Origin of the sequence: Bradyrhizobium sp. (genome assembly GCF_049581145.1) — a bacterium.
GTDB lineage: Bacteria > Pseudomonadota > Alphaproteobacteria > Rhizobiales > Xanthobacteraceae > Bradyrhizobium.
This window is the reverse complement of record NZ_JBAURI010000290.1, coordinates 1-13087: the sequence shown is the minus strand read 5'-3', so window position 1 is coordinate 13087 and position 13087 is coordinate 1. Positions and strand designations below refer to the sequence as shown.

Annotated in this window: 14 protein-coding genes; 10 read left to right on the top strand and 4 right to left on the bottom strand. The window is 63.4% G+C overall.

Features of this window, described 5'->3' with window-relative positions:
- A partial coding sequence (locus WCB02_RS09760; RefSeq protein ID WP_423957815.1) for a gamma-glutamyltransferase family protein occupies window positions 1-1376 on the top strand: 1376 nt, incomplete at its 5' end.
- A 28-nt stretch (window positions 1377-1404) separates the two neighbouring features.
- Here the strand turns inward: WCB02_RS09760 and WCB02_RS09755 are convergent.
- Window positions 1405-1848, bottom strand: coding sequence for a hypothetical protein (locus WCB02_RS09755; protein ID WP_423957814.1), 444 nt, complete (start codon window positions 1846-1848; stop codon window positions 1405-1407).
- Between the two features lie 167 nt (window positions 1849-2015).
- On the opposite strand from WCB02_RS09755, the gene WCB02_RS09750 reads away from it, so the two are divergent.
- Together WCB02_RS09750 and WCB02_RS09745 are read left to right on the top strand one after the other, a co-directional pair.
- The gene (locus WCB02_RS09750) at window positions 2016-2852 is read left to right on the top strand and encodes a transglutaminase-like domain-containing protein (RefSeq protein WP_423957817.1); all 837 of its coding nucleotides are present in this window, start codon (window positions 2016-2018) and stop codon (window positions 2850-2852) included.
- A gap of 78 nt (window positions 2853-2930) precedes the next feature.
- Complete coding sequence (locus WCB02_RS09745; RefSeq protein WP_423957813.1) at window positions 2931-3383, top strand: FKBP-type peptidyl-prolyl cis-trans isomerase; 453 nt, start codon at window positions 2931-2933, stop codon at window positions 3381-3383.
- Between the two features lie 130 nt (window positions 3384-3513).
- Here WCB02_RS09745 and WCB02_RS09740 read toward each other — a convergent pair whose 3' ends face one another.
- Complete coding sequence (locus WCB02_RS09740; RefSeq protein WP_423957812.1) at window positions 3514-3729, bottom strand: CsbD family protein; 216 nt, start codon at window positions 3727-3729, stop codon at window positions 3514-3516.
- Window positions 3730-3861: 132 nt separating this feature from the next.
- Between WCB02_RS09740 and WCB02_RS09735 the strand changes: the two genes are divergently transcribed.
- A complete protein-coding gene (locus WCB02_RS09735; protein ID WP_423957811.1) occupies window positions 3862-4368 on the top strand; it encodes a cupin domain-containing protein in 507 nt (168 codons plus the stop codon).
- Between the two features lie 111 nt (window positions 4369-4479).
- Here the strand turns inward: WCB02_RS09735 and WCB02_RS09730 are convergent, their stop codons facing one another.
- Window positions 4480-6006: an amidohydrolase family protein gene (locus tag WCB02_RS09730; protein ID WP_423957810.1), complete on the bottom strand. Its 1527-nt coding sequence runs from the start codon at window positions 6004-6006 to the stop codon at window positions 4480-4482.
- Between the two features lie 261 nt (window positions 6007-6267).
- On the opposite strand from WCB02_RS09730, the gene WCB02_RS09725 reads away from it, so the two are divergent.
- Together WCB02_RS09725 and WCB02_RS09720 are read left to right on the top strand one after the other, a co-directional pair.
- The gene (locus WCB02_RS09725) at window positions 6268-7275 is read left to right on the top strand and encodes an alpha/beta hydrolase (protein WP_423957809.1); all 1008 of its coding nucleotides are present in this window, start codon (window positions 6268-6270) and stop codon (window positions 7273-7275) included.
- A 163-nt stretch (window positions 7276-7438) separates the two neighbouring features.
- Complete coding sequence (locus tag WCB02_RS09720; RefSeq protein WP_423957808.1) at window positions 7439-7918, top strand: VOC family protein; 480 nt, start codon at window positions 7439-7441, stop codon at window positions 7916-7918.
- 11 nt (window positions 7919-7929) lie between these two features.
- Here WCB02_RS09720 and WCB02_RS09715 read toward each other — a convergent pair whose 3' ends face one another.
- Window positions 7930-9396 (bottom strand): MATE family efflux transporter, encoded by a 1467-nt coding sequence (locus WCB02_RS09715; RefSeq protein ID WP_423957807.1) that lies wholly within the window; start codon window positions 9394-9396, stop codon window positions 7930-7932.
- A 167-nt stretch (window positions 9397-9563) separates the two neighbouring features.
- Between WCB02_RS09715 and WCB02_RS09710 the strand changes: the two genes are divergently transcribed.
- The 4 genes from WCB02_RS09710 to WCB02_RS09695 all read left to right on the top strand — a co-directional run.
- Window positions 9564-10142 carry a TetR/AcrR family transcriptional regulator gene (locus tag WCB02_RS09710; RefSeq protein WP_423957806.1) on the top strand — a complete coding sequence of 193 codons (579 nt, stop codon included), beginning with the start codon at window positions 9564-9566 and terminating at the stop codon, window positions 10140-10142.
- A gap of 163 nt (window positions 10143-10305) precedes the next feature.
- Entirely contained in the window at window positions 10306-10521 is a 216-nt protein-coding gene (locus tag WCB02_RS09705) for a hypothetical protein (RefSeq protein WP_423957805.1), read from the top strand.
- Between the two features lie 161 nt (window positions 10522-10682).
- Entirely contained in the window at window positions 10683-11951 is a 1269-nt protein-coding gene (locus WCB02_RS09700) for a phospholipid carrier-dependent glycosyltransferase (protein ID WP_423957816.1), read from the top strand.
- A 122-nt stretch (window positions 11952-12073) separates the two neighbouring features.
- A partial coding sequence (locus tag WCB02_RS09695; protein ID WP_423957804.1) for a histidine kinase dimerization/phospho-acceptor domain-containing protein occupies window positions 12074-13087 on the top strand: 1014 nt, incomplete at its 3' end.

The following is a 13087-nucleotide window of genomic DNA, read 5'->3' as shown; positions in this document are numbered from 1 at the left end:
CGCGCGGCGAAGGCAAGATCACCGCCTATAACGGCTCGGGCCGGGCGCCCGCGGCGGCCGAATTGTCCTGGTACCTCGAGCATGACATCCACTCCGTGCCGCTGACCTCGGCGCACGCGGTGAGCATTCCCGGCGCGGTCGATGCCTGGGCCACGATTCTGCGCGATCACGGCAAGTTCGGGCTCGACCGCCTGCTGCAACCCGCAATCAAGGCCGCGGAGGAGGGTTATGTCGTCGCCCCGCGGATTGCCTTCGACTGGCACAATCAGTTCGAGAAATTGAAGAAGGGCACCAACACGGAGCGCTATCTGCTGCCCCACGGCCGGCCCGCGGTTGCCGGCGATGTGATCCGACAGCCCGAGCTCGGCAAGACCTTGCGGGCGATCGCCAAGGACGGTCGCGAGGCCTTCTACGGCGGCGCGATCGCCGAGGACATGGTCGAGACCCTGCGCGGCATCGGCGGCCTGCACACGCTCGACGATTTCGCAACCCACACCACCGAGACGACCTCGCCGATCGGCACCATGTATAAAGGGCTCGATGTCTGGCAGTGCCCGCCGAATGGTCCGGGCATCACGATGCTGGTGATGCTCAATATCCTCTCCCATTTCGACCTGACGAAATTTGCTCCGCTCAGCGTCGAGCGGTTTCATCTCGAGGCGGAAGCGGCGCGGATCGCCTACCTGATGCGCGAGCAATACGTCGGAGATCCTGCCCAGGTCGATGTCGACGTGGTCAGGATTCTGGCCAGGGATTTCGCCGCCGAACATGTCGGCAAGATCAGCATGGACCGCGTGCTCGACCTGCCCAATGTGGCGCCGCCGATGAACCCGTCCACCGTGTACATCACGGTGGTGGACAGCGATCGCAATGTCTGTTCCTTCATTAATTCGATCGCGCATGCCTTCGGCTCGGCGATCGTCTCCGACAAGACCGGCATTCTGCTGCAGAACCGCGCCGGCGGCTTCCGGATCCAGTCCGGCCATCCCAATTGCATCGCGCCCCGCAAGCGGCCGCTGCACACCATCATTCCAGGCCTCGCCACCAGGGCCGGCCGCGCCGTGATGCCGTTCGGCGTGATGGGCGGACAGTATCAGCCGGTCGGCCAGACCCACGTGCTGACCAATATCCTCGACTATGGCTGCGACGTGCAGGAAGCGATCGATATGCCGCGCGGCCTGCATTACGAGGGCGTCTATCAGCTCGAGGACGGCGTGCCGCCTGACGTGGTTGAAGGCCTGAAGAAGCTCGGGCACCAGACCACCAGCCTGGTCTCGCCGCTGGGCGGCGGACAGGCGATCTGGATCGATTGGGAGAAGGGCACGCTTACCGGCGGTTCCGATCCGCGCAAGGACGGTTGCGCGCTCGGATATTGAGCGCGTCGGAAGCCTCTGCTCGCCACGTTCATTCGGCCGGCTGGGACGTCGAGGCTGCGGGCGTGCGCCGCGCTTCTTCCCACGGCGGAAGGCGTTCCATGCCCAATGAGACCAATTCAAAGCAGCAGCCGGTTGATAGCGCCACGCGATCACCCGCCATACCATGACCACCTGCGGCCGGGCCTGCCGAAAAAGCATTGGACCGCCTATGCAGCCAGGCGGCGGGATGTCCCGCCGCCTTCCTCGTCGTTGTCGTTTGCGCGTCGCTCTGGTTGATGTTCGATCGCGCCACGTTCGACTGGAACGCGGTGGCGACCCTCGCGGTGTTCGTCATGACGCTGTTCATCCAGCGTGCCACCGCCGCGACAATCTGGCGCTGCACGCCAAGCTGGACGAGCTGTTGCGCGTCGACCATGCGGCGCGAGATGAACTCACCCGGCTCGATGAGGAAGAGCCCGAGGTGATCGAGCATCACCGCGATCAGGAGCTGCGTCGAACAGGCGCACGCTGAGATTGCAACAGATTCAGGCGAATGCCTAAAATTTCCCACGCGGGATCAGTATTTTGCCGGGAACGAAGCTTTCCTTCGAGGCTTGATGCATCACATTCATAATAATCGCCTTGATGTGGGGGATGGACGTGCACATTCGCGCCGGTTTCGATATCGCTTTCCAGTGCTTTCAGCCCACGCCGATGATCTTGATGCTCAGTGTCGAGCCGGCCCGGATGGGCGATCTGGTCACGCCGCATCGGCTGCAGTTTTCGCCTGACGTCCCGTCGCGCGACTATGTCGATATGTTCGGCAACATCTGCACGCGGATTTTCGCAAGCCCGGGTCTGATCGAGGTGAGGAATGACTTTGTCATCTCCGACAGTGGCGCGCCCGACGAGACCGCAGCCGACGCGCGGCAGCTCGGGATCGATCAGTTGCCTGATGACGTGCTGGTCTACCTGCTGGGCAGCCGCTACTGCGACACCCAGAAACTGTCGGATCTCGCATGGGCGCTGTTCGGCGGCACGGCGCCGGGCTGGCAGCGCGTGCAGGCGATCTGCGACTACGCGCATCAGCGCCTCAGCTTCGGTTATCAGCATGCGCGCTGCGATCGCACCGCCTCTGAGGGCCATGAGGAGCGGGTCGGCGTCTGCCGCGACTTCGCGCATCTCGCGATTACGCTGTGCCGCTGCATGAACATTCCCGCGCGCTATTGCACCGGCTATCTCGGCGACATCGGCGTGCCCGCCGATCCCGCGCCGATGGACTTTTCCGCCTGGTTCGAGGTTTATCTCGACGGGCGCTGGTTCACCTTTGACGCCCGGCACAATCATCCGCGGATCGGACGCGTCGTGATGGCGCGTGGCCGCGATGCGGCAGACGTGGCGATCTCCACCACGTTTGGCGCTGCGCAACTCGCTAGATTCAAGGTCATCACCGAGGAAGTCTCGGCGAAGTCGGCCTCTGCATCCCGCGCGGCCTGACCCATCGCTTTGGCTCTGGCATCATTGATCCGCCTGAGCTAAACCCCTGCCGACTTCAACGGACAAGGTGGTGTGGCGATGCGGCTTCTGCATGCAAGTCTCTCGGTCGTTTCGGCGATTGCGATCGTGCTGATCGCGGTGTCTGCGCCCGGCGCCGCCTTGGCCCAAACCGCGGGAAAACCCATGACCACAGCTTCAGGCCTGCAGATCATCGATAGCAAGGTCGGCACCGGCGCCTCGCCGAAGCCCGGCCAGACCTGCGTCATGCACTACACCGGCTGGCTTTATGAGAACGGGCAGAAGGGCAAGAAATTCGACTCCTCGGTCGACCGCAACGAGCCGTTCGAGTTTCCGATCGGTCAGCACAAGGTGATCGCCGGCTGGGACGAGGGCGTCGCCACCATGAAGGTCGGCGGCAAGCGCACGCTGATCATTCCGCCCGCGCTCGGCTACGGTGCGCGTGGCGCCGGAGGGGTGATCCCGCCGAATGCGACATTGATGTTCGACGTCGAGCTCTTGGCGGTGAAATAGCAGCGCGCGGGAAGCGGACGGGTCGTGAAGCTCTCCATTCTCGACTCGCAGGCAAGAAAAGACCGGCCGCGAACGGCCGGTCTTTGTCTTACTGAGCTATCAATCTGAGCTATCAATGACCCTCTCGCGGTCAGAGCTTCTTGTTCGCGGCGGCGGCGGTGCGATTGACCGCATCCTTGGTCACTTCCTTGGCATCCCCGACAGCCTTCTGGCCCTTGCCCTTGGCTTCCTGGACGGCGCCTTCGCCCTGCAGGCGGTCGGAACCCGTGGCTTCGCCAACACCCTGCTTGGCCTTCCCGATGGCTTCGTTGGTCGTGCCTTTGATCTTGTCTGCCGTGCTACCCATCTGTCTCTCCTCCAATTGGTCCGCTTCAGCGAAGACAAGCCGTGGAGCGCAAAAAAGTTCCTGATCTTGCCTTTCCCGGGATCGCGGTTTTGGCTAGCGTTGCGGCGATGGAATTTAATGGAAAGCATCAAGATGACAGCTCACCCCGATCACGGTGATTTGCACGACGATAGGGAACGCTGGAAGCATGACGGCGTCCGCGTCATTCCCGGCAACCAGCTCGATCCCAACGTGCCGTCGACGGCGGGCATGGATCGCAAGGCCGCGATCAATTTCGCCCGCGTCGGCGCGCAGAAATTATGGGCCGGTACCGTGACCATCAAGCCGGATGCCAAGACCGGGGCGCATCACCACGGCCATCTCGAAAGCATCATCTTTGTGGTCAAAGGAAGGGCGCGTATGCGCTGGGGCGAGCAGCTGCAATTCACCGCCGAGGCGGGACCAGGCGATTTCATCTTCGTGCCGCCTTACGTGCCGCATCAGGAGATCAATGCCAGCCGCGACGAGGTGCTGGAATGCGTGCTGGTGCGCAGCGACGGCGAGGCGATCGCGATCAATCTCGACATCGAGCCGGCCGAGAAACCCGAGACGGTGCTGTGGATCGATCCCGTGCACCGCGATCCCGCGGAGCAGAAGTAACCGATCGCGCGACCGCCGCTGTCGTTCCGGGCGCGACGCGCAGCATCGCCCCGGAGTTCCCGGCCCATTGCCGTCCATGCGCGAAGCAGGCGGCGGCAATGACGGCATGGCCTACGCGAACACCTCATGATCGATCGGCCCGTTGGGCACGACATAGCCGTAGCGGGTGTTGGACGGCTCGGGGCCTGCTTTCTCGTATTCGGTTTTCATCATCGCAAAGCGGTCGCCTTTGATCTCCAGCATCGCGCGCTTCGGCTGGATGCCATAGAGTCTGGCATTGTTGTCGCCGAAAATCGCGGTCTTCACCGGCCCCTCGGCGGCGCCGAGCGGGGTGAAGCCGAATTTCTTCTGCATCGCCTCGGGGATCTCCAGCCGCCGCAAGCCTTCGATCTGCCATTGGGGTGCGCCCGTCCATAACGCGTCGGTGCCCCAGCAGACGTGATCGACGCCAAGCCCCTTGATCAGGGTGCCCATCAGCGCCGCGCAGACATTGGGCTCCGCCACCAGCGTGGTCGCGAACAACTGCCCGACGTCGCCATAGACATTGCTGACGCCATATTGCGATGGGATATCGGCCAGGTCCGAGGTCCAGGAGATGCGCCCGGTGCGCTCGAATTCAGCGAGCGCTACCTTGGGATCGCCGCCGACATGGCGATAGGCGGAGTGATAGATCACGAAATTCAGCTGCGGCCAGTCCTTCGCTGCCTGACCGACATCGGCGACGTCGGCATAGCCGCGCAGGTTGGGGAATTGCTTCTCGATGCCCGGCGGGAACAGGCCTTTGTGCACACATACATTCTTGATGCCTGCGGCAACCATCTTCTCATAGCCCTTGTAGGCGACCTTCTCGTCATCCATGCGCCAGGGATAGCGGCTGATGTCCTTATGCGTGTTGTCGCCAATGGTGTAGCCCTTGCAGGATTCCGGCTTCAGCGCCAGCCCCGCGTCGAGCTTGTCGAGCCAGCCGGGCTGGCCAGGCGTGAAGATCGCGTGGCAGAACATTCGCCGCGACCCGGCCTCGTCGTTGATCTTCTTGCGCGCGTCGGCCATCTGCTCGTTGGTCAAAAACCAATCCTGCTCGATGTCGGAGGGGGCGGACGAGATCAGCGCGATCTTGGTATCGGAATCGAGAAACATCTCCTTCTTGTAGTTGTTGAATTTCAGGTCATCGACGGTCTGCTCGTGATCGCTGAGTTCCTTGTTCCAGCCGGCCTTGCCGACCGCCTTGCGCATCTCGACGAAGGTCATGATGCGGGTGTCGTCGCGCAGGAAATGCGTATGCATGTCCATGATGAACTGGTCCTTCAGCGCGCTCGCGCGCTCATCGGCCATCGCGGGCGTCGCGGCCTCCGCGGGGGTCACATCGAACAGCGGACCATAGACCTCGTTCATCGCCACGAAGGACGCCGCCATGCCGGCGGCGGTCTGGAAGAAGCGGCGGCGACTCTGGCCCTGCTTGCCGCCGAACTCATCGGCCATTGCCAGCAATCGCGTCTCGACCTCGCGTTGCCGCTCGTTTTGCGGGTCGGGATAAAATTCATCGCTGGATACGATCTGCGTCGGGATCGGCGTCTGATATCGGCAAAATTCGGATGGCATCAGCGCGGCAAGTTCGTCGTCCGTCAGTTGACTGCTCATGATTTTCTCCCTGCTTCCGTCTTTGGAAAGCTGGCGGAAGACTAGCCGTGGCTGTTTTCGAAGTCAGCCCGTTCCACGGCCGATCACGCGATGATGTTTGCGCGGTGCAGCGCACACGCGCTTTCAAACCCGCTCGACCGCTGCTAGAGTTTATTTATCGATCGACAATTACGCCCCCTGGAAAGCGCCAAGCTACGTCAAGGGCTCCGCGAAGGAACGTCAGGGAAAGCGTCATAGAGGGACGTCACAGAGGGAAACGTCATGGGCCAATTCGACAGTCGGCGCGCCGTCATCAAGGGCGCGGGCCTCGGCCTGATCGCGGGAACGCTTGGCGAGGTGATGCCCGCCAGAAGTGCAACCTCCGTGGGTGAGATCTGGAGCAACGAATATTGGGCCAAGAAGGGCGACGTCCCCTTGTGGATGTTCCGCAAGCGGATCGGGGAGCCCAAGCCCGGCGAGCCGCCGAAGCCGGTGGTGTTCTTCGTGCACGGCTCCTCCGTCACCTCCCGCGTGTTCGATCTCACCGTGCCGGGCAAGGGCGAATACTCCGCCATGAACGAGTTCGCCCGCTACGGGTTCGACTGCTGGACCATGGATCACGAGAATTATGGGAAATCCGGCCGCACCTCGGGCAATTCCGATATCGCGAGCGGCGTCGAGGACCTGAAAGCCGCCAGCGAGGTCTTGATTCGCGAGACCGGCCAGAAGAAGTTTCATTTTGTCGGCGAGTCCTCCGGCGCGTTGCGCGCCGGCGCCTACGCGATGGCCGCGCCCGACCACATCGACCGGCTGGTGTTCGCCGCCTTTACCTACAGGGGCGAGGGCTCGCCGACGCTGGCCAAGCGTGCCGAAAAGCTCGACTATTACCGTACGCACAACATGCGCAAACGCGACCGCGACATGATCCGTTCGATCGCCACCCGCGACAAGCCCGGCACCAGCGATATCGCCGCGGTCGAGGCGCTGGCGGACGCTGAAATGGTGTTTGGCGACCAGATCCCGACCGGCACCTATCTCGACATGACGGCCAATCTGCCGGTGGTGCACCCGGAGAAGGTGCTGGCCCCTGTACTTCTCGTGCGCGGCGAATATGACGGGATCGCCACCGTTCCCGACCTCGAGGCGTTCTTCAACCAGCTGCCGAACGGCGACCGCCAGTTCATCATCCTGCCCGGCACCGCGCATTCGGTGACGCTGGCCATCAACCGGCAATTGTTTTGGCACGTCACGCGGGCGTTCCTGACCATGCCGACCCCGATTGCGACCTGATGGGGTCCGGGGCGATGCGAGGCATCCAACCTGGAATCCTGACGTTTCGGGTTCGCACCGCGTGAGTCCGGAACGACGTCGTGAAGAAAATCGCTACCCGCCTGTCGGATCGCCGCCGTTCCATTCGTCCTCCGGTCCTCAAGGACGAAAACAGGACCCGTTCATGTCAAAAATCTCACCCTGCCTGTGGTTCGACGGCGAGGCCGAGCAGGCCGCTGCGTTCTACGTTTCGCTGTTGCCCGATTCGGGGATCGACACCGTCCAGAAGAACACCGTCGACAGTCCCGCCGGCAAGGCCGGCTCGGTGCTCGTGGTGGAATTCACGCTGGCTGGCCAGCGCTTCATGGCGCTGAACGGCGGCACGCGGTTCGAGTATACCCACGCCGTTTCCTTCAAGATCGATTGTACCGACCAGGCCGAGGTCGACCGGCTCTGGGACAAGCTCATCTCCGGCGGCGGCCAGCCGGAGCGCTGCGGCTGGCTCAGAGACCGCTTTGGCCTCTATTGGCAGATCGTGCCGACGGCGCTGCCGAAATATCTCGGCGGCGACGATCGTGCGGGCGCACAACGCGCGATGCAGGCGATGCTGCAGATGACAAAACTCGACATCGCCGCACTGGAAAGAGCCTATGAGGGCGGATGAGCCGTCGCGGCTCACCGCCGCTCCGCATGCCAGACCGAGTGCGACAGCATCACGATGCTGCAGATCGCGGCATAGGCGACCAGCGATGCCGTGACCATGGCCGCCAGCGCGGCCATTCCCGCGCCGTAACGGCCGACCGCGATCCAGCCAAGGCCGGCCGCCACAAGGATCCGCACCGTGGAAGCGACGAACGGCCAGAGCACATGGCCCGCGCCCTGGGCGGCAAACGCAATGACGAAGCCAAATCCCAGCGCGGCATAGGCCGGCGCAACGATGTGCAAGTACGTCGTTCCCTCGCGCAGCACTGCCGTGTCGTGGCTGAACAGGTTGAGCCAGAGCGGCGGATACAGCGCGACGACGAAGCCGATCGTGCCGGTCAGCGCGCACCCGACCAAGGCGCTGGTCCAGGCGATCTTTCGCGCGCGTGCCACCTGGTCCGCGCCGATATTGATGCCGACCATGGTCAGCGTCGCCGTGCAGAGCCCGAACAGGATCGGGATCATGATGTAATCGAGCCGCGAGGCGATGCCGTAGGCGGCGAGCGCGGTGGTGCCGAACAAGCCGACCGCGCCGGTGACCAGGATGACCGTCAGATTGACGAGCACGGCATTGACGGCGGTCGGCACGCCGACTTTCAGAATGTCCGTGAACAGCCGGAGCTGCAGCGGAACGATCCTGACGGTCAGCCCGGCCCGCCCGGTCGCCATATAGCGCAGCAGGAACAGCATCGCCGCGCCGTAATAGACGCCGAAAGCAACGCCGGCGCCGGCGATGCCCAAACGCGGCGCCGGACCAAGGCCGAAGATCAGGATCGGCGAGACGGGAATCATCACCAATGCGCCGATCAGCGTCACCATGGCCGGCACCCGGACATTGCCGGACCCGCGCAGCGCCGCGGCCTGCAAATTGACGATCCAGACCGGAATCGCACCTGCGAACAGATAGTTCGAATATTTCAGCGCGGCGTCCAGTGCCTCGGCCTTGCCGCCGAGCGAGCGGTACAATACCGGGCCCCCAAACCTTGTGCCGAGAGTGAACAGCGCGCCGCCGATCACACCCAGCACGACGGCATGGAACAGCAGCGCATCGGCGTCCTGCTTGTGCCCGGCGCCGATCGCGCGCGCGATCGCGGACGAGACGCCGCTGCCGATGCCGCAGTTCGACATCATCTTCATCAGCATGAACACCGGGAAGACCAGCGCGACGCCGGCGAGCGCGTCGGTGCCGAGAAAGCCGACATAATAGGCCTCCGCGATGTTGACCGCGGTCTGCGCCACCAGCACGACCATGGTCGGCAGCGCCAGCTTCAACAGGGTCGGAAGCACCGGACCGGTCAACAGCGTCGCGCGCGTGGCCTCGCTGCGCGACGCGCCGTCTGCCGCACGGAGCAGCGCCGGTGCCGCCTCGACGCGGGTCTGCGCCGGAGTGCTGTCCGGGGCGAAGTCTGTAAGCGGGACGGTTGCTTCTCTGAGTTCCATTGCTGCATTCCATCGGTTTGGCGGCAGACCAAGCCGCCGGGCCGTCCGCTCAGATCCTTATTGTATTATCTTTATAATGCATTATTATAATCATAATACAATAGGTGCGGCCCTGATCGCTGGAACATGGCAACACGGGTTCCGGCTGAAGAAGGCGGGAGGCGAGGATGCGTTACGAAAAGGGGCACAAGGATCTGACCCGGCAGCGCATCATCGATGTCGCCTCGCGCCGGTTCCGCGAAAGCGGTGTCGCTGCGGCGGGGCTCGCCGGCATCATGGCCGAGGCCGGCCTGACCAACGGCGCCTTCTACGCTCATTTCGACTCGAAGGAGGATTTGCTCCGCTGCGTGCTGTCGGACGCGCTCGGCCGGCGCGAGCAAAAGCTCAAGGCCGCGCTGGAGCGCGGCGCGGGACTTCAAGCGACGATCGAGAGCTATCTGTCACCGCGACATCGCGATGATCCGGGCAGCGGCTGTCCGACCGCAGCCATGGTCGCGGAGATCGCGCGTCACCCGAAGGCGACGCGGAACGCGTTCACCGGCAAGGTCGAGGAATTGATCGCGGTGATGGCCGCGCAGATCGGCGCTGGCTCGGCGGAGCAGCGGCGCAACAAGGCGATGGCGATCTATGCCACGATGATCGGCACGCTGCAGCTTGCCCGTGCTGTCGGCGACAAGGGCTTGTCAGACGAAATCCTGCAAAACGGGATTGACGCGGCCCTCGCGCTTGTCGACCGGCGGGATTGAGCCGCAAAGGCGTGCTTCAAGTCTTCCCTCGAAGGGGCTTATGCCGCCATGGCTGTCCGTAAGAGCGACGCCGCGGCGGAGCTTCGGCTAAGGCGAAGCGCCGGATGAGGCATGTTGCCCGCGTTCGCGGAGGTGCCGGCGTCGGTCGTTCACCCGCAATCCGGTGCGCCATGCAGGTTCTGCTGCGCGCCGAGCGCGCCGTTTGAAAGAGGCCGGCAATCCGGCTTCGCGGATGCAGGTCCGCGCCTGGGCTTTTGGTATCGCGATGGTCGTATTGAGAATCAGCGAGAACACAACACCAACGCAACGACACGTTTTCAAATACCAATCGAACAATTCGCTGATCGTGGTGGATTCGTACCCGCAAACGATGTTGTAAAATTAGCACAAGCGCGGTCCCTCTTGCCCGAGGGTTAGTGACGGCGAGGGCAAAATGCGTTCAATGCAAGGGACCAGGAAACTGTCCTTGTTGCACCTGTCCCACCTGCAAACGGCTTCGATCCAGTGAAATCCGCCCGTGAATCGGCTTCTGTCTCGAATCTGTGGGCTCTGCGGGCCGGCCCCATTTCCGTCATTATTTTTTTCGTCGCGCATGTGGTCCTATTGATCGGGCTGACGGTACCGGACAAATTCGTCTTCGACGAAGTGCATTACGTGCCGGCGGCGCGCCAGATGCTTCAGCCGACGATGTCGCAGCCGATGCTCAATCCGATGCATCCGCCGCTGGCAAAGCAACTGATTGCGCTCTCGATCCACGTCTTCGGTGACACGCCGTTCGGCTGGCGCTACCCAGGCGCCGTGTTCGGCGCGCTTTCCGTCGTGGCGGTCTATCTCTGCGGGCTCGTGCTGTTCGGCGCCCGCGCGCCCGCGCTCGCCGCAGCCCTGATCGCCTTCCTCAACCAGATGCTGTTCGTGATGTCGCGGACCGCGATGCTCGATATTTATGCGCTGACGTTCGGCCTGTTCGGCATCGCGGCATTCATGAAGGGGTATGGCGAGGCGAGGCCGCATCGCTGGTTCGCGCTCGCAGGGCTCGCCTTCGGCTTGGCCGCGGCCTGCAAATGGAGCGGATTGTTTCCGCTCGCGGTCGTCATCGTCATTTTCGCCGCAGTCCGGCTGATGCGGCGCTGGGGCACGACGTTCGCCGATGCCGATGAGCTCGACTGGTATCGCCCCGACCTGTGGCCGGAATTCAAGGGCCGCCACTTCATCGCTTGCTTCGTGCTGATCCCTCTGGTCGCCTACCTGTCCAGCTTCGTCGCGCTTTATGGCCTGTCGCCGGGCGCGTTGATCGAGGCACAGTGGCGGATCTTCACGGACAACACGACGACCGCAATCCCGGGCCACACCTATATGAGCTCGTGGCCATCCTGGCCGTTCCTGGTGCGGCCGGTCTGGTTCCTGTTCGACAAGGTCGGCAACGACCGGATCGAGGCGGTGGTGTTTCTCGGCAATCCGCTGGTGCTGTGGCCGGCGCTGCTGGCGGTCGCGGTCGCGCTGCGCGACTGGATCACGACGCGGCGGCGCGACGCATTCCTGATCCTGGCGTTCTACCTCGGGCCATATCTCGCCTGGGCTCTGCTGCCGCGCACGCTGGGATTCATCTACTATTACCTGCCCTCGGCGACGTTTTCGAGCCTTGCGCTGGTCTATGCGCTGCGGCGGAACAACACGCCGCGCTGGCTGCTGTGGGCGTTCGCAGCCGTCGCGGCGCTGGGCTTTGTCGCGATGCTGCCGATCTCGGCGGCGATCGTCGGCACTTCGATGGAGACCTTCGGCCGCCTGATGATCTTCCAGAGCTGGATCTGAACAGAGCCCATGGGTTCCCGGTGACCTGGCCGGCTGTGATCGCTTGACGCCCGCGCATCGCTGGTCAATACGACCCTGACGCGAGAGATACGATTCACCGCTTTGCGTTGGGAACGATGGGCATGTGGGTCTTGCTTGAACGGTTGCTCGATTCGTCGACGCTTTCCCCACATGGCATCTGCCTGTTGTGGGAACCGGAGCTGATCTGGCTTCATGTGGCGTCGGATGCCGTGATCGCTGCAGCTTATTTTTCCATCCCGGTCGCGCTGTCTCTCTTCGTGTCGAAGCGCCACGACGCGGATTTCGGCTGGATCTTCTGGGCGTTTGCGCTCTTCATTACCGCATGCGGATTGACCCATGTGATGTCGATCGTCACGCTCTGGGTGCCGGTCTACGGCATCGAGGGATTGATCAAGGCGCTGACGGCTTTGGCGTCCATCATTACCGCGGTGATGCTGTGGCCGCTGTTGCCGAAGGCGCTCGCGTTGCCATCGCCGTCGCAGCTTCGCGCCGCCGAGATGGCGCTCGCTCACGAGGGCCTGCAGCGGCGTGAGGCTGAGGACATGCTGCGGCAGGCGCAGAAGATGGAGGCGATCGGGCAACTGACCGGCGGGGTCGCGCATGATTTCAACAATCTCCTGACCATCATTTCCGGCAATATCGAGATCGCTCAGCGCAGTCTCAGCTCCTGCAGCGACGCCGCCCGGGAGCGACTGACGCGCGCGATCGCCAATGCGGCAAGCGGTGCACAGCGCGCGGCGACCCTGACGCAGCGGCTGCTCGCTTTCGCGCGGCGTCAGCCGCTCGATCCCAAGCTCACCAACGTCAATCAGCTGATCGCGGGAATGGCGGATTTTTTTCGGCGCACGCTCGGCGAGACCGTCGATCTCGAAGTCGTCGGCGGCGCCGGTCTCTGGTTGGTCGAAGTCGATCCAGGCCAGATGGAGGCGGCGATCCTCAATCTGGTGGTCAACGCGAAGGACGCGATGTCGGACACCGGCAAGCTCACGATCGAGACCGGCAACGCGTTCATCGGCGCAAGCTACTCACAGCATAACGCCGACATCCCGGTCGGGCAGTATGTCGTGATCTCGGTCAGCGACACCGGCGCCGGCATGTCGCGCGAGGTGCAGGAC